The sequence below is a fragment of the Fibrella aestuarina BUZ 2 genome (genome assembly GCF_000331105.1).
Classification (GTDB): Bacteria; Bacteroidota; Bacteroidia; order Cytophagales; family Spirosomataceae; genus Fibrella; species Fibrella aestuarina.
In genome coordinates this window covers 5816299-5834021 of sequence record NC_020054.1, presented here as the reverse complement: position 1 = coordinate 5834021, position 17723 = coordinate 5816299, and the positions used below count along the sequence as shown (strand labels likewise).

General features: G+C 57.9%; 15 protein-coding genes. 8 read left to right on the top strand and 7 right to left on the bottom strand.

The window, feature by feature from the left end; all coding sequences use genetic code 11:
- The first annotated feature begins 83 nt into the window (after positions 1-83).
- On the top strand, positions 84-989 hold the full coding sequence (locus tag FAES_RS24140; protein WP_015333820.1) for an SDR family NAD(P)-dependent oxidoreductase: 906 nt from the start codon (positions 84-86) through the stop codon (positions 987-989).
- An 8-nt stretch (positions 990-997) separates the two neighbouring features.
- Here FAES_RS24140 and FAES_RS24135 read toward each other — a convergent pair whose 3' ends face one another.
- Genes FAES_RS24135 through modA form a run of 3 tightly spaced genes read right to left on the bottom strand, consistent with a single transcriptional unit; the run spans position 998 to position 3227 of the window.
- Entirely contained in the window at positions 998-1810 is an 813-nt protein-coding gene (locus FAES_RS24135; protein ID WP_015333819.1) for a sulfate/molybdate ABC transporter ATP-binding protein, read from the bottom strand.
- Positions 1807-2472, bottom strand: coding sequence for a molybdate ABC transporter permease subunit (gene modB, locus FAES_RS24130; protein WP_041258353.1), 666 nt, complete (start codon positions 2470-2472; stop codon positions 1807-1809). Before modB ends, FAES_RS24135 begins: the two co-directional genes overlap by 4 nt.
- A gap of 11 nt (positions 2473-2483) precedes the next feature.
- Positions 2484-3227 carry a molybdate ABC transporter substrate-binding protein gene (gene modA / locus FAES_RS24125; protein WP_015333817.1) on the bottom strand — a complete coding sequence of 248 codons (744 nt, stop codon included), beginning with the start codon at positions 3225-3227 and terminating at the stop codon, positions 2484-2486.
- 211 nt (positions 3228-3438) lie between these two features.
- Between modA and FAES_RS24120 the strand changes: the two genes are divergently transcribed.
- The 7 genes from FAES_RS24120 to FAES_RS24090 all read left to right on the top strand — a co-directional run bounded on the left by FAES_RS24120 (position 3439) and on the right by FAES_RS24090 (position 10043).
- Entirely contained in the window at positions 3439-3849 is a 411-nt protein-coding gene (locus tag FAES_RS24120; protein ID WP_015333816.1) for an Xre family toxin-antitoxin system antitoxin, read from the top strand.
- Positions 3850-3857: 8 nt separating this feature from the next.
- A complete protein-coding gene (locus tag FAES_RS24115) occupies positions 3858-4328 on the top strand; it encodes an RES family NAD+ phosphorylase (protein WP_015333815.1) in 471 nt (156 codons plus the stop codon).
- A 109-nt stretch (positions 4329-4437) separates the two neighbouring features.
- Positions 4438-4956: a GFO_1088 family ECF-type sigma factor gene (locus FAES_RS24110; RefSeq protein WP_041258352.1), complete on the top strand. Its 519-nt coding sequence runs from the start codon at positions 4438-4440 to the stop codon at positions 4954-4956.
- Positions 4940-5740: a HEAT repeat domain-containing protein gene (locus FAES_RS24105; RefSeq protein WP_015333813.1), complete on the top strand. Its 801-nt coding sequence runs from the start codon at positions 4940-4942 to the stop codon at positions 5738-5740. Before FAES_RS24110 ends, FAES_RS24105 begins: the two co-directional genes overlap by 17 nt.
- Before the next feature lie 51 nt (positions 5741-5791).
- Positions 5792-6568, top strand: a complete 777-nt coding sequence (locus FAES_RS24100; RefSeq protein ID WP_015333812.1) for a DUF4097 family beta strand repeat-containing protein — start codon at positions 5792-5794, stop codon at positions 6566-6568.
- A gap of 33 nt (positions 6569-6601) precedes the next feature.
- On the top strand, positions 6602-7300 hold the full coding sequence (locus FAES_RS24095) for a DUF4097 family beta strand repeat-containing protein (RefSeq protein ID WP_015333811.1): 699 nt from the start codon (positions 6602-6604) through the stop codon (positions 7298-7300).
- 295 nt (positions 7301-7595) lie between these two features.
- Entirely contained in the window at positions 7596-10043 is a 2448-nt protein-coding gene (locus FAES_RS24090; RefSeq protein ID WP_015333810.1) for a TonB-dependent receptor, read from the top strand.
- A 51-nt stretch (positions 10044-10094) separates the two neighbouring features.
- Here the strand turns inward: FAES_RS24090 and FAES_RS24085 are convergent, their stop codons facing one another.
- From FAES_RS24085 to FAES_RS24070, 4 genes are all read right to left on the bottom strand, one after another.
- Positions 10095-11195 carry a hybrid sensor histidine kinase/response regulator gene (locus tag FAES_RS24085; RefSeq protein ID WP_015333809.1) on the bottom strand — a complete coding sequence of 367 codons (1101 nt, stop codon included), beginning with the start codon at positions 11193-11195 and terminating at the stop codon, positions 10095-10097.
- 14 nt (positions 11196-11209) lie between these two features.
- Positions 11210-14989: a PAS domain S-box protein gene (locus tag FAES_RS24080; protein ID WP_015333808.1), complete on the bottom strand. Its 3780-nt coding sequence runs from the start codon at positions 14987-14989 to the stop codon at positions 11210-11212.
- Between the two features lie 579 nt (positions 14990-15568).
- Positions 15569-16405 (bottom strand): alpha/beta hydrolase, encoded by an 837-nt coding sequence (locus FAES_RS24075; protein WP_041258351.1) that lies wholly within the window; start codon positions 16403-16405, stop codon positions 15569-15571.
- Between the two features lie 239 nt (positions 16406-16644).
- Positions 16645-17694 (bottom strand): LLM class flavin-dependent oxidoreductase, encoded by a 1050-nt coding sequence (locus tag FAES_RS24070; protein WP_015333806.1) that lies wholly within the window; start codon positions 17692-17694, stop codon positions 16645-16647.
- Between the last annotated feature and the right edge of the window lie 29 nt (positions 17695-17723).

The window sequence follows — 17723 nt, the reverse complement described above, 5'->3', positions numbered from 1 at the left end:
GTGGGAGAGGTGGCACCGTTCAACGAACCACTCGACTAACTGACCCGTAAGTTGCTTTCGCCCTTTTTTGTAACTTGTTGGGTATGAAGACTGTCATCGTTACCGGGGCCAATAGCGGGCTGGGCCTGTGGCTGACCCACTACCTGCTCGACCGCGACTACCGGGTCATACTGGCCTGCCGCAACCTCGACAAAGCCCGCGAGGCGGTGCGCACCTTCGCCCCGCTCGATCGGGAGAAACCGCATCTTATCCGTGAGCTGGACCTCGCCGATTTTGCCAGCATCCGGCGGTTTGTGGCGCAGCTACCCGCCGACGAACCCGTGTATGGCCTGATCTGTAACGCCGGTCTTACCTACGACGGACCCTTCCGGTACACCAAAGACGGGATCGAAGAAACGTTTGGCGTGAATCACCTCGGCCATTTTCTGCTCACCAACCTGCTGCTCGACAAGTTTCCGATCGAACGCATCGTGGTGGTATCGAGCGCCCTGCACGACCCAACCGTAAACGCGCCGTTTGAAAAACCACGGTTCAGGTCCGTCGACGACATGGCCCACCCCACGCCCGACCCCAGCCTGAAGCCGGGACGGCAGCAGCAGTCGTTCTACACGACCTCGAAGCTCTGCAACGTGCTGTTCACCTACGAACTCGATCGGCGGCTGAAAGCGAGGGCCGCCACGCCCGAAACGCTGGTCAATGCGTTCAATCCGGGGTTTATGCCCGCCACCAATTTTGGCCGGTCGGGTAAGCTGACCGACAAACTGTTGCGCGCTTTTCTGCGTGTTTTTGGGCGGTTGGCGGGCTTTGTCACCCAGCCCGACGAGTCGGCGCGGCAGGCGGTTGCCCTGATCGACAGCGTGACCACCTCGGGCGGCTACTACGATGGGGCGAAAGCTATCCCCTCATCGCCCGATAGTTATGATCAGCAGAAGGCGCTCGACCTGTGGCTGGGCAGCGAACGACTAACGGGCTTGACTACGTCGCTCTGAGCACGCGGTTAGTTCAGCCAGGAAACCTCGATGCGGTCGCCAACGCGCCGCTGTCCCCACCGGGCATCGGCGGAACGTACCTGGAACGTGTCGGTATCGACCACCCACACCTGCGCGGCCTCATCGAACCAGATACGACTGATCCGACCGGCTGGTTTGTCGGCTGGGTACGTTGGCTGGTCGGCCTGGATCTGGCCCTGATGGAGGGAAATGACCCGCTCGGCCAGCGCGGCCACGTCGACCCGGTGGTGACTGACCAGCAGGGTGGTGGTGCCCCAGGCGCGGTGCAGATCGAGTACTACCTGCCGGAGTTGGTCGGCGGCGGGGGTATCCAGCGCCGCAAAAGGTTCATCGAGTAGCAGCAGTTGAGGCCGCCGCACCAGCGCCCGCGCCAGCGCCACCCGTTTCTGTTGCCCACCCGACAGCTTCGCTGGTTTCTGATCGACAAAGGGGGTCAGGCCGGTCGCCTCAATTAAGTCGTCAGCGCGGGTACGTTCGCCCCTGGGCGTGACAAACAGAATATTCTCGCGCACTGTGAGATTGGGAAACAGGGCCGCATCCTGAAAAATGTATCCCACGGAGCGTTGCTGCGGGCGCTGGTTGATACCACGTTGGGTATCGAGCCAGACCTGCCCGTCGACCACGATACGCCCTTCGCTGGGTACGTCGAGGCCCGCCAGCAGGCGCAGCAGCGTGGTTTTACCCGACCCCGACGGACCCACCAGCGCCGTGAGGCTACCCGTCGCCAGCGTCAGGGTTACGTTCAGTTCACCAGCGCCGTCGGCAAACAGGCGGGGGAAGCGCAGGGCGGCATTGATCATACCGTCACCTGTTTGTTGATGCTGTAGACCAGCAGCAAAATCGCGAACGATAGCCCCAGCAGCAGGGCGGCGTAGGCGTGGGCCGTGTCGAAATGCAGCAGCTCTACCTCGTCGTAAATAGCGATGGACGCCACCCGCGTCTGGCCCGGCAGGTTCCCGCCGATCATCAGCACCAGCCCGAATTCGCCGATGGTGTGCGCGAAGGACAGCACCACGCCCGTCAGCAGCGCCGGTTTGCAATTGGGTAGCAACACGCGCCAGAGCGTCCGTACGGGTGATTGGCCCAGCGTGTAGGCCGCTTCGCGCCAGGAGGCGGGCAGGTTTTCGAGGCCCGCCTGAATGGGATGTACCATAAACGGCAGGCTATAAAGCAGCGACGCTACCACCAGGCCGGGGAAGGAGAAAACCAGTTGTAGATCAACCGTTTGCAATAGCCATGCCCCGAAGCGGCTGGTAGGGCTGAAGGCCAGCAGCAGGTAAAACCCCACCACCGACGGTGGCAGCACCAACGGCAGACTCACCAGCGATTCGACGACGGGTTTGAGCCGAAACCGGCTCAGGGCCAGCCAACTCGCCAGTGGTACGCCGATCAGCAGTAAGAGGAAGGTGGTGACGCTGGCCAGCCGGAGCGTGAGCCAGATCGGTTGCCAGTCAATAGGCATAAGGCAAGGCATTAGAGGGTAGGTGTGCGATACCCATACTGGTGCAGTATACGACGCGCCGCCGGGCTACGCAAAAATTGAACGAATTGGGCCGCTACCTTGGGCTGTGCGCTGCGTTTCAGGATCACGACCCCCTGGGCAATGGGCGTGTAGCCGGGCGGGGGCAGGTCGATCCAGTGGCCGCGCTGCTTCTGGCTTGGGTCGAGCACAACGGATTTGGCCGTAATGCCCACTTCCGCCGCCCCCGACAGGATGTACTGGTTTACCTGCGCGATGCTTTCGCCGTACACCAGTCGCGCCTTCACCGCGTCGAGCTGTTTCCGGTACTTGAGCAGCGCCACCGCCGCCGCGCCGTAGGGGGCCGTGGCCGGGTTGGCAATGCCGATGTGGCGCACCGCCGGGTTTTGCAGCACGCGCAGGTCAGCCGACAGAGGCAGGTCGGTCAGCGTCCACAGCACCAGCGAGCCGTAGGCGTAGGCCATCGGCGCAGCGGTGGTCAGTTGCTGCTGATGCAGGGCCTGCGGGTAATCCATGTCGGCCGAGAGAAACACGTCGTAAGGCGCTCCCTGCTGAATCTGGGTCGTCAGCTTCCCCGACGAACTCACAATGGCATCGATATGCACGCCCGTCTGCTGCTGAAAGGTCGTTCGCAACGCCTCCATCACAAACTGGGCATTGGCCGCCACCGCCACGCGCAGGGTCTGCGCCCGTAGGGGGGCGGTCCAGAAGGCGAGTAGCAGGTAAAGCCAGCGCATAGTGGGGATGATGTACGTTATTTTCGATCAAATATAACGGTACGACCCAGACCGTTGGCACCTCGGACTACGACCACCCCTTTTTCAGAGGAAATGGCCCCGCGGTAACGTACCTGACCGAACGGGATAGGTAAGCTATTGACCCGGTACGTGATGCATTTGGTGTGGTGACTTATTTCACTTAGCTTTGTGACTTATGTCTCTTTCGTAGATGGCTAGCCAAACTCATACCCCTGCCGGCACTTCACTGTCGCCGTTTTCACTGGTGCAATCATCCCGTCAGGGACAGTTACGTGCTGAAGTCGATGAGGTAGCGGCTTTGGTTGGCCTGACCGACAAAGAGATGGCGTATGCCCTGAACATGACGCCCCGCAACCTGCATCGCCTAACCGCTGACCAGCGCTTCGGGGTAGATGCTTCGGAGCGGTTGCTCCTGTTGAGAAACCTCTTACTACACGCGCTGGACACGTTTGAGGGTCGGAAATCAACGGTGCTGACCTGGCTACGCACACCCATCCGCGAACTGGCCAATCAGGCACCGCTGCAACTGCTGGACACGGTGACCGGCTTTGGGCTGGTTGATGATGTGCTGGGTCGACTTGACTACGGCCTGCCTGCCTGAGTCGCCTTATGCCAACGCTGTATCGAATCATCCGGGATAAGTACCGCCACGAGCCCCTATCGGTAACGGGCAGTCGGCTGTTTGGGGGGCGCTGGAATCCCAAAGGCGTAGGCGTGCTGTATGCGACATCGACACCCGAACTAGGTCTGGTCGAAACCCTGGCTCATGCCCCGGCTATTCGCTATGAAGAGTTACCCACCTACTGGGTGTTCTCGCTGGCGGTGCCCGATGACATTCGCTATTACCATCGAAACGAACTTCCCGACTACTGGCAGGACGATACCTATGAGCGAACGCAGACCTGGCTTAAGGACTGGTTGAACAACCCCGATTCCCTGGGCGTCGCGGTGCCATCGGTGCTGGTTCCGTTATCCTACAACGTGATCTTGCATCCGGCTCACGCGCTGTTCGAACAGATACAAGTGGTTGGGCAGGAAATTCAACCGATAGATCGACGGCTCTGGCGGCCGGTTGACTAGTCCATTTTACACGAATGCCATCTGTCTGGTAACGTACCTGACGGCTATTCAAGAAAAATTTTCGGTGATGGTGTAATGTTTGGTTTGTTCGGTCGTCTTTGCCAGTGAGATGGACCTACAGGCGTTTAAGCAACGGATCTTACCCGTTCAGAACCGACTCTTCCGGCTGGCTACGATGTTTCTGCGCAACCGCGAAGATGCCGAGGATGCGTTGCAGGATGTGCTGCTGCGCCTGTGGTCGAATCGACAGCAACTGGATACCTATCAAAGCGTGGAAGCCCTGGCCGTACAAATGACCAAAAACCTCTGTCTGGATCGGCTGAAGGCCCACGACCGGCAGAAGGGCGTCGACAATGCCGATTTGGGAAGCGTCGCCGCCGATCAGCTGTCGCCGCACCGGCAGGCGGAACTGACCGACAGCGCCAGCCAGCTGCGGCGGCTGATCGACCAACTGCCCGATACCCAGAAACTGGTGCTGCACTTGCGCGACGTGGAGGAATATTCCTTCGAGGAAATCGAACAGGTAACCGGGCTGTCGATCAACACCATCCGCGTGACCCTCTCGCGAGCCCGGCAACGGCTGCGCGATGGGTACGTTAAACTGAACGACTATGAAGCCAACTATTGATGACCTGCTGACGCGCTACTATGCCGGGGAAACCACCCTCGACGAAGAACGGCAGCTGCGCGATTTTTTCCAACGTACCCAGCCCCTGCCCGAGCACCTGCGGCCCCACGCCCCCCTGTTTGAGTACGTAACCGAGGCGCAGGCCGGGCAACCCTCGACCAATCTGGTGGCTCAACTGGACCGGAAGCTCGGGCCGCAGCGTACCACACCCGTGCGGCAGCTGACGAGCTGGAGCCTGCGCCTCGCGGCCGGGGTGACGCTGCTGCTGCTGGGCTTCGTGGGTGGGCGCTACTACACCCAATGGGAACCGACGGTGGCCACCGAAATAGCCGCCGCCGACCAACCACAGACCGATTCACCGGAGGCCGATTCGATCAAGAAAGCGCTGGCCTTCGACGCCATGACGCAAACCTCGGCCAGCGACCGGATTCATGCCGTCAACCAGAGTTCGGAACTCGATCAGGCTGACCGCGAAATCACACAGTTGCTGATCAATACGCTCAACTTCGACGCTAACGTCAACGTGAGGCTGGCGGCCTGCCAGGCCTTGCTGCGGTTCGAGCGGGAGGAAGGGGTTCGGGAGGCGTTAATCCAGTCGCTGCGCATCCAGAAAGACCCCAACGTGCAACTGACGCTGATTGACGCGCTGGTGGCTATCAAAGAGAAACGAGCGACCACGGAAATGCAGTGGCTGGCCCGCAACCAGCAGGTGCTGGACGTGGTCCGCCTCAAAGCCGAAGAAGGGATCGGTGCCTTGAGTAAAGTCACGAAGTCGACGTCGTAACGGTCTGCCGCCGACGGCGAGATAAACTACTAACAATCAACTAGTTAAATCATGAAAAAAATGCTGCTGCTGGGCCTTGGCTGCCTGGCCCAACTGACTGTGTCCTACGCACAGGAGTACAAAACCAAACTGGCCAACAACGGCGATCAGAAAGTGATGATCCTGCTGGATGCCGGTAACCTGAAAGTCGAAGGGTATAACGGTAACGAATTGATCGTGCAGACGTCATCGAAGCTGGAAGCGCCGCCCGAACGGGCCAAAGGCCTGCGCCCGCTCTACAATTCGGCCGTCGACAACACCGGTATCGGGCTGTCGGTCACCTCGGAGAACGGAGTCATGCGCGTGGAGAAAGCAACGCGGAAAGACATCCCCTACACCATTCGGGTGCCGCAGAAAGTGGCCATTCTCTACGAACAGACCAACTGGCATAAGGGCGATATCACGGTGCAAAACGTGGAGGGTGACCTGGAAATCCGAACGAAAAACGGCGATATCAACCTGCTGAACGTAACGGGGCCTGTGGTGGCCAATACCACCAACGGAGAAGTGAGGGTGGTCTATTCGTCCCTGAACCAAAGCAAGCCCACCGCCATCTCGACCATCAGCGGTGCCATCGACGTGACGCTGCCCGCATCGACCAAAGCCAATTTTAAACTCAGCTCGATCACCGGCGAAATGTATACCGATTTCGACCTGGGCCTGAACAAAAAAGACGGTATGACCCGCATGGGCGGTGGCCACGCCATCAACGGCACCACCAACGGCGGCGGCGTTGACCTTCAGCTGAAAACCATCAGCAGCGACATCTACATCCGCAAGCAGAAATAACGTCTTTCCTCAACCCTTTTTCCTTCGTCTGCCATGAAAAACTCAATCCTCTTTCTGCTGATCTGGCTGCTGGTTGCGCCTGTCTTTGCCCAAAAAATCATCACGAAAACGCTGCCTGTGGCCTCGGGACAGGCGGTGCACCTGAACCTGAAGTTTGGCGAGAACATCCAGGTACATTACTGGGACAAGCCAGAGGTGTCGGTGCGCATCGCGGCCACGATCAACAACGGTAAACTGGACGACGCGCTGACCGTCGAGACGGGGTCTGATGCGCAGGCCGTCCGGCTCACGACTGATTTTGACAAGGAATTGATCAAACAGGGGAGGGCCGAGGATTGTCCCGGCACGCGGTCGAACTGGAGCACCGATCGGGACGGGCGTTCGTATTCGGTTTGCAGCACCATCAACTACGAAGTCACGCTGCCGCGGCAGGCCGCCCTGCGCGTCGAAACGATCAACGGCAACATCGATATTCAGGGCGCGACCAGCCCCGTCTGGGCCAAGTCGATCAGCGGGTTTGTTGACGTAAGCTGGCCCGGCTCGAAAGGCGCCAACGTGTCGATGAAGACCATCACGGGCGAAGCCTACTCTGACCTGACCATCGACTTTAAAGGCAAACGGCCAAAGCACCCCATCGTAGGTTACCAACTGGAAGGCACCCTGCTGAGTGGTGGCCCCGAGGTCCGGCTGGAGTCGATCAGCAACAACGTGTTTCTGCGGAAAGAAAAATAAGTGCTCCTTTTTGCGGGATGGTGCAACGCTCGGGCGCAGATCGCATCTCTCCCCATGTAACGTCAATCCCCTCAGGTGCACCGGTAGGGCGAGGGATTTCGGTTTATCCCATTTTCAGGCTGGTTCGTCCCATTGCCAACCTAGGCCTTTAGGCTGCGTTTAGTTTTGGGCATCAGGCTTCGTCTACTCACTGTGTTGGTCATGAATGGTCAAAGAAGTACACCGGTTATCGACAACAACATGACTGTCCACTGACGACGTAGCGCCAGGATCGCTTACTATCAATCAATCACGTATGAAACTTTTTCTAGCTGTAGCCGCTCTGGCGCTATGGGTTGGGGATGCTGTTGCCCAATCTGATCACACGGTTAGCCTGTCGGGGTCGCTAATCGACTCGGCAACGACGCAGCCGATCCCCTTCGCGACGGTGGCCGTGCGCGATGCCGCCCGGCTCATCGCCGGTATCACCACCGACAGCGCCGGTACGTTCCGGTTGCCCACTCTGCCGCTGGGGCGCTACACGCTAAGCCTCTCGTCGGTAGGGTACCGGACTAAAAACCACCCCGTCACCCTGACGGCCGATGAGCCGATCGTGCAACTGGGGGCTATCGTGTTGCGCTCGGAAAGCCGGACGCTGGGTGAAGTGACCGTAACGGCGCAGAAGGCGCTGATCGAGGAAAAAGGCGATAAGCTGATCTACAACGCCGAGAAAGACATCTCCAACGCGGGTGGTTCGGCGGCCGACGTGCTGCGCAAGGTGCCGTCGCTGAGCCTCGACCTGGACGGGAACATTCAGATGCGGGGCAACAGCAACATCCGGGTGCTGATCAACGGGAAACCGTCGGCGATGATGGCGCGTAACCTGGCCGACGCCCTGAAGCAGATGCCCGCCGACAACATCAAGTCGATCGAGGTCATTACCAGCCCCGGTGCCAAATACGATGCCGAAGGCGCGGCGGGCGTGATCAACATCATCACCAAAAAAGCCTTGCAGGGTTTCAACGGGTCGGTGATGGCGTCGGTGGGTACGTTCAACCGCAGCACCAACACTAAACTGGCGCTCAAGACTAAAAAGCTGGGCGTTTCGCTCTCGGCCAATGGCTACCAGTTTCGGAACATCCGCGAGGCCCATACGCTACGCACCACCTTGCTGAACGGACAGCCCCTCAACTACCTGTATCAGGACAGCAACGCCGACAACACTGGCACGGGTGGCTACGGCGAATTCAGCCTGGATTATGACCCGGATTCGACCAGCCGGATCAACTTCTCGGCCAACGCCTGGGGCGGTTCGTACCCCAACAATAGCTCGGTCATCAACCGCCTGACCGACCCGGCCGGCACGACGCTGCAATACTTCCGCAACGACATCCGGTTCCGCAATCCATACGGCAACAGTCAGTTCGATCTGGGCTATACCAAAACGTTTCGTAAACCTGCCGGGGTAACGTCGGAGAAAGAGTTTACCCTGCTGACGCAGTTTAGCCGGATGCCCGACAACTACTTTTACGATACCGACCGCTACACGATCAACGAGGTGGAGCAACTGAGTTATCGGCAGCGTAGCACCAACTACAGCCGCAACAAGGAATACACGCTTCAGGCCGACTATACGCACCCGTTTCTGGTTCGGATGCGCCGCGATACGGCTCAGATGAAGCTAGAAGTGGGTGTGAAGGCGATCCGGCGCGACATTGGCAGCGAGTACCGGGTAGAGCAATCGCTGGATGGGCAACAGCCGTTTGTGGCCGACCCGAGCCAGTCGAATGATTTCGATTACAACCAGCAGATTTACGCGGGCTACACGGCGCTTCGGGTGGAAACCAGGCAGAAGTGGAACCTCAACCTGGGTGCCCGCTTCGAGCGCACCGAGATCAGCGGTAATTTCCTGACGACCCAGACGGCGCTGGCCACGCAGTACCAGAACCTGATTCCGAGCGTAACGATCTCGAAAGGAATCAAGTCACACACGCTGAAGGCCAGTTACACCCAACGGATACAGCGACCGCAACTCTGGTTTCTGAACCCTTGGGTCAATGCCAGCGATCCGCGCAACCTGCAAACCGGCAACCCTTACCTGAACCCGGAGCTGAACCACGCCGTCGAACTGGGGCATAGCGTGAGCACGAAATCGGGGCTGTCGATCAACTCGGCTTTCTACTGGCGCATGACCAACAACGCCATCGAGTTTATCCGGACGGTGGACGAGGCGGGCGTATCACTGAGCAAGCCCGAAAACATTGCTCAACGCAGCGCCTACGGCCTGAACGTCAACCTGTCGGGGCAGGCCAACAAGAACTGGACGCTGAATGGCGGTACCGACCTGCGGTATGTGGACCTGAACAGCCCCGGCCTGAACCAGCGCAACAGCGGGCTGGTGGGCAATTTTAACGTGAGCAGCACCTACAAACTGCCCCACAACTACACCCTGCAGGCCAACGGCAATGCCAACACGGGCTGGATCAGCCTACAGGGCCGCAGCACCAGTTTTTACTGGTACGGATTCGCCCTGAAGCGCGACCTGATGGCGAAAAAAGCGAGCCTTACGCTGGGGGTCAACAACCCGTTCAACCGGGGCGTGTCGCAGACCAACAGCCAGTCGGCACCCACGTTTACGTCGGACACCCGCTTTTTCTTCCTGACGCGCTCGGTGCGGCTGGCGTTTGAGTGGCGGTTTGGCCAGATGAGCGCCGGCGGCAAGCAAAGCCGCAAAGTGCAGAACGACGATGCCGGTGGGCGTTAGCCGTTACTGGTTGACCGTTGCGCGGGCGGCGTCTGCCCCTCCGCGCAATGGTCAATCACCAGTCATGGGTACCCAGATCGTTACAATCGTTTCGCCCTCGACCGGGCTGTCGATCGCCAGACGCCCCTGGTTGAGGTCAAGGAGTTTTTGTACGATGGCCAGCCCCAGGCCAAAGCCCTGTTGCTCGTATTGACCACGCTCGAACTGTTGGTACGGGGCTATCTGGGCCGTAAACTCCGACCGGAACGGCTGGCCTTTATTCACGAACGTAAGGCGGTAGAGCGCCCCATCGGGGCCACCGCTGATCTGGATCGGCTGGGTTTGATCGGAGAATTTAACGGCATTGTCGATCAGCTCTTCCAGGCAGATGCGCAGGTTTTCGGTCGATAGGCCCAGGGTTGCGGTTGGTACGTCAAGCGTATGCGTCACCGACCGGTCGAGCCGATGCTGCACAGCCTGCATCGCGCGCTCAACGAGTTCGTGGGTCACCACCGTGCTGCCCGTCGAAAAGTGGGCGTAGGCTTTCTGGGTGGGGTCGAGGCTCGTCAGGATATTCATCAGGCGACTGTTGTCCAGGGAGCGTTTCAGGCGCAATCCGCTCAGGTTGATCATCGTCATCATCGAAACGGCTTCGTCGGCGGTGTACCGCTGGTAGTCGTTGACCAGGATAGACGAAAAGCCGATGATGCCGGTGAGGGGCGTGTTGTATTCGTGGGCGGCCACCGATGTGAGCGTGCTGCGGTACGTATCCATCTGCGTCTTCAGCGCGCTCTTGCGTAGCTCTTCCCGCTTCAGCCGGCTCTCGATGGTATGTAGTAAACTCTGGAACGTGAAGGGTTTGGTCAGGTAATCGTCGGCGCCCAGGTTCATCCCCCAGCGGATATCGGTGGGGTCGGATTTGGCCGTCAGGAAGACAAACGGCGTGGTGGCGAAGACGCGGTTGGCCCGAATCACGTCCAGCACCTGATAGCCGTTGACGTCGGGCATCATAATGTCGCACAGAATCAGATCGGGCGACAGCAGCATGGCCTGGCTGATGCCGTCCCGGCCGTTGCTGGCGGTTTCTACCCGAAACCCGCGCAGGGTCAACAATTCTTTGATATTCTCTCGTATCTGAGTATCGTCTTCAATCAGTAGTATCAGTGTATCCATTGGTTCAACGGCTGTTAAGACAGCGTGCGGTGTGTGATAACTTCATCGGCGCCAAACGCCCCCTCGGGTGCGTCAACGGGCAGGGTAATGGTGCAACAGGTGCCTTTTTTCTCTTCGCTCTGGATGGTCAGCTGGCCACCGTGCAATTCGACAAACTGCCGCGAGATCACCAGCCCCAGCCCGGTGCCCGACACCCCATTGGCGTTGCTGGCCCGGAAAAAAGCCTGAAACAGCATCGACAACTCATTGGTCGGTATGCCGATGCCCGTGTCGGTAACCTGGATGAGCAGGTGTTTGTCGTCCTGAAAGGACAGGCGCAGGGTCGGGTTGGTTTTCGAAAACTTGAAGGCATTCGACAGCACGTTGACGATGACATGACTCATCAGCTTTTCGTCGAGACAGACGGGGTAGGGCGTGCCTTCAACGGTGAAATCGACGCTACGGTGATCGCTCCGCTGGCTGAAATGGGTGTTGATGACGTTCTGCGCCACCAAGATTGGGTCAATCAGCTTCGGGTTGACCTGTATTTTGCCGGCTTCGATGCGGCTGATGGTCAGCATGTCGGTGAGCAGGCCGCTGAACTGAAGAATCTCTTTTTCGATGACACCCAGGTGCTTCTGAATCGACGCGCTGGCGTCAGGTACGTTCAGGTACAGCTTGATGAGATCGACGCTCGACTGAATGGTGGCCAATGGCGTACGGAACTCGTGCGAAGCCGTCGACACAAACTGCGACTTAAGGTGATTGAGCTGCTGTTCCTGCACGAGCGCCTGCTGGAGTAGTAGCTCTTTCTCTTTCTGGTCGGTAATGTCGTTGGCAATCCCGATCTGCCGGATGGGCTTACCCGCTTCGTTGCGGATAATGAAGGTGCGGACCGATACCCACGACAGCGAGCCATCGGCGTTTTTGCGGCGACATTGGATCTGCGACTCCTTGCCCGACAAGTATTGCGTGATGGCTTTGCCGACGATCGGCATGTCTTCCTCGTAAACGCCCGGCAGAAAAGAGAACGTGTCGTTATACAGGCTTTGGCAGCTTCGGTGCCACACGCGCTCGTAGGTTGGGTTGATGTAGAGCAGCTGGAAGGGCTCCACGGAATGAATCCAGAAGATTTCGTCCACATTCTCGGCAATCTCCCGAAAGCGCTGCTCACTTTCGCGCAGCGCCTCTTCGGCCAGCACCTGCTCCGTGACATCCCAGATGACGCCGATATGCCGCACGACGTCTCCCCGCTTGTTCCGGATTAGGTTGCCGTTGACCTTGATGTAGCGGAGCTCGCCATCGGGCCGGATAATCCGGGCTACGTTGGTAATGGTGTCGCCCTCGATGTCGCGGTTGTATTGCGCCCAAAAAGCGGCCAGGTCGTCGGGGTGAATCAACCGCAGGTAATCGTCGAAGTAAACGGTGGTTTGGCTCGTCGGGATGCCGTAGATTTCGTAGGCCCGCTCATCCCAGAACAACCGGTTGGTTTGCACGTCGACCTCCCAGATGCCCTGACCCGCCGCCTGAGTGGCGAGCTTGAGGCGTTCGTTGAGGCCGCGCAACTGCATCTCGACCTCCTGCCGCTGGGTAATGTCGCGGGCCGACCCATACACGACGTGATTGATCCCGATCGCATTCCATTCGATAATCCGGTAGTGCCCGTCTTTCCGGCGCATGCGGTTGATCTGGTTGCGAACCGGCTTTTGCAGAATCGGGACCAGCAGGTTGGCGTACACAAACTTCTGCTCGTCGGGGTGGATGAGCTGCAAAAACGGAATTGATTTCAGTTCGTCGGCTGCGTAACCCAGCGTCTCCTGAAAGGCCTGATTGACATCGGAGATGTTACCCCGGCTGTCTGAAATGCAGTGCATGTCGAGGGCGCCGTGGAAGAAGGTATTTAGCTCCTGATTTTTACGCTGCAGGTTAATCTCCGCCGTTTTCAGCGCCGATATATCGGTCGACAGCCCCACGTAGCCGATGATTGTGCCGTCATTTGCCTGAAGGGCGCTGGCCGCCAGCAGGATCGGGGTGCGTTGCCCGGTTTTGGTGAGCGTGACGCACTCGCAGTAAAAGTAACCCTGCGTAGCGAGCGATTCGGCAAAGAAATCGGTAAGGGGGCGGCCGCGGCCATTCATCCGGTAGGTAACCACAGGGAGCGGGTTGGTGGGCGGGCCGGGCTGAAGGTACACCGTCCGCCCGATCAACTCATCGATCCGATAGCCCAGCAGGAGTTCGCAGGCCTGGTTGGCCGTTTGAATGACGCCGTGAATATCCGTCGAAATAATGGCCTGCCCCGCATGCCGCAGAATCGCCTGGTGGAGGGTCGATAACTGCCTGACTTCCTGGGTACGTTCCTCTACCTGTTGTTCCAGCTGTTCGGTGTGGCGTTTGATCTGCTCATCGAGTTGCTGCTGATGAAGCACGATCGCCAGCGGGCCCGCGAGTTCCTGCGCCACCTGCCGGTCGTCTTCACTGAAGAAATACGCATCGGTCGACAGTAGCCAAAGAACACCAATGCACTTGGCCTGGCTGTATAACGGAATAATGACCTGCGATTGAAAATCGCCCGGAAAGTCAGGTAGCGCCGGGGAAATGGCAGCACCCAGCTGCTGTAGATCGGGGTGGTAAACCGCCACCTTAGGCTGGTCCTGCTCAAACCACTGCTGCAAAAAAGCGGCCGGTATCCGGACAGTCGGCGTCATGTTCAGCGCACCATCGATGGCCTGGCATTTGGCTACGGCCCACTCCAGGTCGGCTTCCATCTGAAAGACCGTAATCTGGCTACAGGCTACCATGAAATGCAAATACTGCATGGCAATCTGAAGCGGCGACTGATCGGCCATGCGGTAGCTGAGCAGCGCATGGTCAATGGCATGTAAACCCTCCAGCCGCTGGCTGACGCGCCGGATGGCCGCTTCCTGTTGCAGCCGGTACAACACGTTGGCGACGAGCGTGCCGAAGGTGGCGAGCAGGGCCACATCGTTCTGAGCCCAGGTGTAGGGCTCGTCTATCGTGTAAAAACCGATAAAGCCCTGCGTTTTGCCCTGCTGAACGAGCGGCACCGCCACCATCGACTTGACCGCAATGAACGAGAAAAAAGCCCGCTCCCGAGGGTGCTCCGGGCCAAGTTCGTCGATGCGCAGGCAAACAGTTTCACCCTTTTCCAACTGGGGCTGCATCCAGTCGAAACATTCCTTAGGCCGTGCCTGAACGCGCTCCTTTCGCGGCTCGATGCCCGGCGCACACCACTCATAGATGCAACGCCCCGCTTCGTAATCGCTGGTATAGGTAAACACCGAGGCCCGTTGCGCTCCAATGTGGTTACTGACCTGCCCCAGCGCTTCAACAATGCAGCTATCCACTTCATTGGCCTGCAAGGTGATGAAACGGCTGGAAACCGCCGAGAGAATGGAGGCTATGGCGAGGTGGCGCTGTAGCCGATGCTCTGACCGTTTCTGCTCGCTGATATCCTGAACGGTTACCATCACCAACTGATCGGTACGGCTCAGGGTGATATCATGCCAGACTGGCTCGCCATGCAACCAGTATTGATTGCTCAACTGCTGCGGCTGGCCGGTCTGAAAAACGGCTATGATTGGGTCCAAAAAGAGGGCTTCCTGCCCGGGTTGAAGTAGCTTACTGACGGGTAAGTCGATTAGCTCGTTGAGGCTTGTCTGGCAAATTGTTACAAACGCGGGATTAGCCAGCTTATACCGAAAATCGACAACGTTCTTCTGGTTATTTCGGATAGGTTCTAAGAACGCAACACCCTGGGATGAGGTATTAAACCAAACTTGTAATAATTGATCCATGTGTGGATAGATGCGTTCACTTGTTTCAACTTAGCTCGTGGGGGTGTTTAGGCTTACTTTTTTTAGTGTTGACGAACGTGCTGCTGCTGGTAATCAAATCAGCTAGCCAAATTTTCAATAGGTAAATGGACAAAATCAATGCCAGCCTACGTAGTGAAATGAGTAATTAGTTCGATTTGACTACAATAGGTATACGATATCAACGATGTTGAACGACAATAGGATAGCCTATTTTTTCGTAAATGTACTTAACTATTTATATAATAAAATTATAGTTAACAATAACTATACGTGATAATAGGATTATAGTGGTACTAGATTGCCTTTATCGACGATGTGGGTTTGGTAAAGGTGATTTATATCATGTATTTTTTGCCTGCACTGAGTTTAATCATCACTTATTGGCTGTGATTAAACTCAGTGCAGGTGTCATAAAAAATAGCCCCAAGTTTTAGTCGAACCAGGCTAAACTGTATACGGTTGGCACGTAAAAAAAGCGTATTGAGCTCTGTGAATTCGACAATATGCGCTTACTTTTTGGTGTGTTATAATGGAGAAAGCGCGATCGAATTGCTTCAATCAACTACGCTTTTGTGCTTTGTCGAAATACTGCCGCATGTAGAGCAATTGGTGCGTAACCGCCGTGTTCCAATAAGGCCAGTTATGACCACCGGGCCGGGTAATGTAATCGTGGGCGATGTTGCGTTCCAGCAGCTTGTCGTGCAGGTTGTTGTTTACCCGGAAGAAGAAGTCCTCGGTGCCGCAGTCGATGATAAGCGACAGGGCGCCGGGCGTGAGCAGGTGCAGCAGGTTGATGACCGTGTTCTGCTCCCAGCGGTCGGGAAACTGCGCATACGTACCCAGCCGCTTGGCAATGTCCCAGTTGTTGGGAAACGGCCGGATGTCGACGCCACCACTCATGCTGCCCGCCGCCCCGAACACGTCCTGATGCCGCATCGCCAGATACAGCGCACCATGCCCGCCCATGCTCAGGCCCGTGATGGCGCGCCCCTGCCGGGTTTTGATCGTTTTATAATGGCTATCGACCCAGGCGACGAGTTCGTTGGCCACGTAGGTCTCGTAGCGAAACGCCGGGTCGGCGGGGCTATCGAAATACCAGCTACCGTAGTTGCCGTCGGGGCAGACGACAATCAGGTTCTGGGCATCGACGGTCGCCGGGAGGGCTGCCGATCTCCTGATCCAGTCGCCGTAGTTGCCGCTGTAACCATGCAACAGATACACCACCGGCAGTTCGGCGCCCGTCGTGTAGGAGTCGGGCGTAATGACGACTGCCTTGATCGTTTTCTTCATCGACGCGCTGTAGGTATCGACCGTGTCGACTTTGGCGGCAAAACTGAAGGTACAAACGGCGAGAAATAGGGGCAACAGGTACGTTAAGCGGAAAAGGTGGCGCATAGGGGTGTTAGGGATTAGGTAAGTATTGTTGGCGTAGTTGCTGACGCATGTGGCTTCGCGCTGATCGGGGACTGTGCTAGGGGGCTGGTTCTTTGTCATTCCGACGAAGGAGGAATCTTAAAGCGTCCTTAGTTGAGCGCTATGACACGTCAAGATTCCTCCTTCGTCGGAATGACAAAGAACTAGCCGCATGACTCTCTTACAAATCAACACGTCAAACGTTAACAATAAACGTCAAACTAAGCGGTAACCGGCTTCTGATTCAGAGCTTTGCGAACGGCGGGGGCGACTTTCGTGCCGAACAGTTCAATGGCTCGCAGCGTATTGGCGTGCGGAATGCCGTAGCCGCTGATGGTCTGGGCGATGTAGCGCGTGTTGCCAAACAGCTCGTGAAAATACAGGATCTTGTCGATGATCTGCTGCGGGCTACCCACCATCAGCGGGCCATGCTGACGCATCTGCTCGAAATGTGCCCGACCGATGGGCGACCAGCCCCGCTCTTTGCCCACGCGGTTCATCAGCGTCTGGTAGGGCGGAAAAAACTCGTCGGCGGCCTGCTGTTCGGTGTCGGCCACGTAAAACTGCGAATTGATGGCCAGTTGGAGCTGACTGGGGTCGTGCCCGGCCTGCTCGGCGGCCTGCCTGAACAGCTGCACAAACGGCACAAACCGATCGGGCGTACCCCCCAGAATGGCCAGCGTCATGGGCAGGTTCAACGTGCCGGCCCGCACCGCCGACGCGGGTGTGCCGCCAACGGCGAGCCAGATGGGCAACGTCGGTTGCAGCGGACGCGGGTACACGCCCCGGTGGTCAATGGACGGGCGTAATTTTCCCTGCCAGTCGACGATCTCGTTTTGGTTGATGGCCAGTAGCAGGTTCAGTTTTTCGGTAAACAGCTCGTCGTAGTCGTTCAGGTCGTAGCCAAACAGCGGGAACGACTCGATGAACGACCCCCGGCCCGCCATGATCTCGGCCCGTCCCTCGGAAATCAGATCGAGCGAGGCGAAATTCTGAAACACCCGCACCGGATCGGCCGAGCTGAGCACCGTCACGGCGCTCGACAGCCGGATGGTCCGGGTTTGGGTAGCGGCGGCGGCCAGCACCACTTCGGGGGCCGAAATAACGAAGTCGGGCCGGTGGTGCTCGCCCAGCGCAAACACGTCCAGCCCGACTTCGTCGGCCAGTTTGATTTCTTCCAATAACTCCTGCATGCGACGATGCGCGTTGACGGCTTTCCCCGCGACGCCATCGGGCTGCACTTCTCCGAAACTGCTGATGCCTAATTCCATGATGCTAGTTGACAAGTCTACGTATAAAA

Bases quoted from the DNA above. Each gene is read 5' to 3' on its own strand.
- FAES_RS24070 (WP_015333806.1), bottom strand. From the start codon at position 17,694: ATGGAATTAGGCATCAGCAGTTTCGGAGAAGTGCAGCCCGATGGCGTC.
- FAES_RS24105 (WP_015333813.1), top strand. From the start codon at position 4,940: ATGAAGCCAACTATTGATGACCTGCTGACGCGCTACTATGCCGGGGAA.
- FAES_RS24135 (WP_015333819.1), bottom strand. From the start codon at position 1,810: ATGATCAATGCCGCCCTGCGCTTCCCCCGCCTGTTTGCCGACGGCGCT.
- FAES_RS24085 (WP_015333809.1), bottom strand. From the start codon at position 11,195: ATGGATACACTGATACTACTGATTGAAGACGATACTCAGATACGAGAG.
- FAES_RS24080 (WP_015333808.1), bottom strand. From the start codon at position 14,989: ATGGATCAATTATTACAAGTTTGGTTTAATACCTCATCCCAGGGTGTT.
- modB (WP_041258353.1), bottom strand. From the start codon at position 2,472: ATGCCTATTGACTGGCAACCGATCTGGCTCACGCTCCGGCTGGCCAGC.
- FAES_RS24115 (WP_015333815.1), top strand. From the start codon at position 3,858: ATGCCAACGCTGTATCGAATCATCCGGGATAAGTACCGCCACGAGCCC.
- FAES_RS24110 (WP_041258352.1), top strand. From the start codon at position 4,438: ATGGACCTACAGGCGTTTAAGCAACGGATCTTACCCGTTCAGAACCGA.
- FAES_RS24095 (WP_015333811.1), top strand. From the start codon at position 6,602: ATGAAAAACTCAATCCTCTTTCTGCTGATCTGGCTGCTGGTTGCGCCT.
- FAES_RS24075 (WP_041258351.1), bottom strand. From the start codon at position 16,405: ATGCGCCACCTTTTCCGCTTAACGTACCTGTTGCCCCTATTTCTCGCC.
- FAES_RS24140 (WP_015333820.1), top strand. From the start codon at position 84: ATGAAGACTGTCATCGTTACCGGGGCCAATAGCGGGCTGGGCCTGTGG.
- FAES_RS24100 (WP_015333812.1), top strand. From the start codon at position 5,792: ATGAAAAAAATGCTGCTGCTGGGCCTTGGCTGCCTGGCCCAACTGACT.
- FAES_RS24120 (WP_015333816.1), top strand. From the start codon at position 3,439: ATGGCTAGCCAAACTCATACCCCTGCCGGCACTTCACTGTCGCCGTTT.
- modA (WP_015333817.1), bottom strand. From the start codon at position 3,227: ATGCGCTGGCTTTACCTGCTACTCGCCTTCTGGACCGCCCCCCTACGG.
- FAES_RS24090 (WP_015333810.1), top strand. From the start codon at position 7,596: ATGAAACTTTTTCTAGCTGTAGCCGCTCTGGCGCTATGGGTTGGGGAT.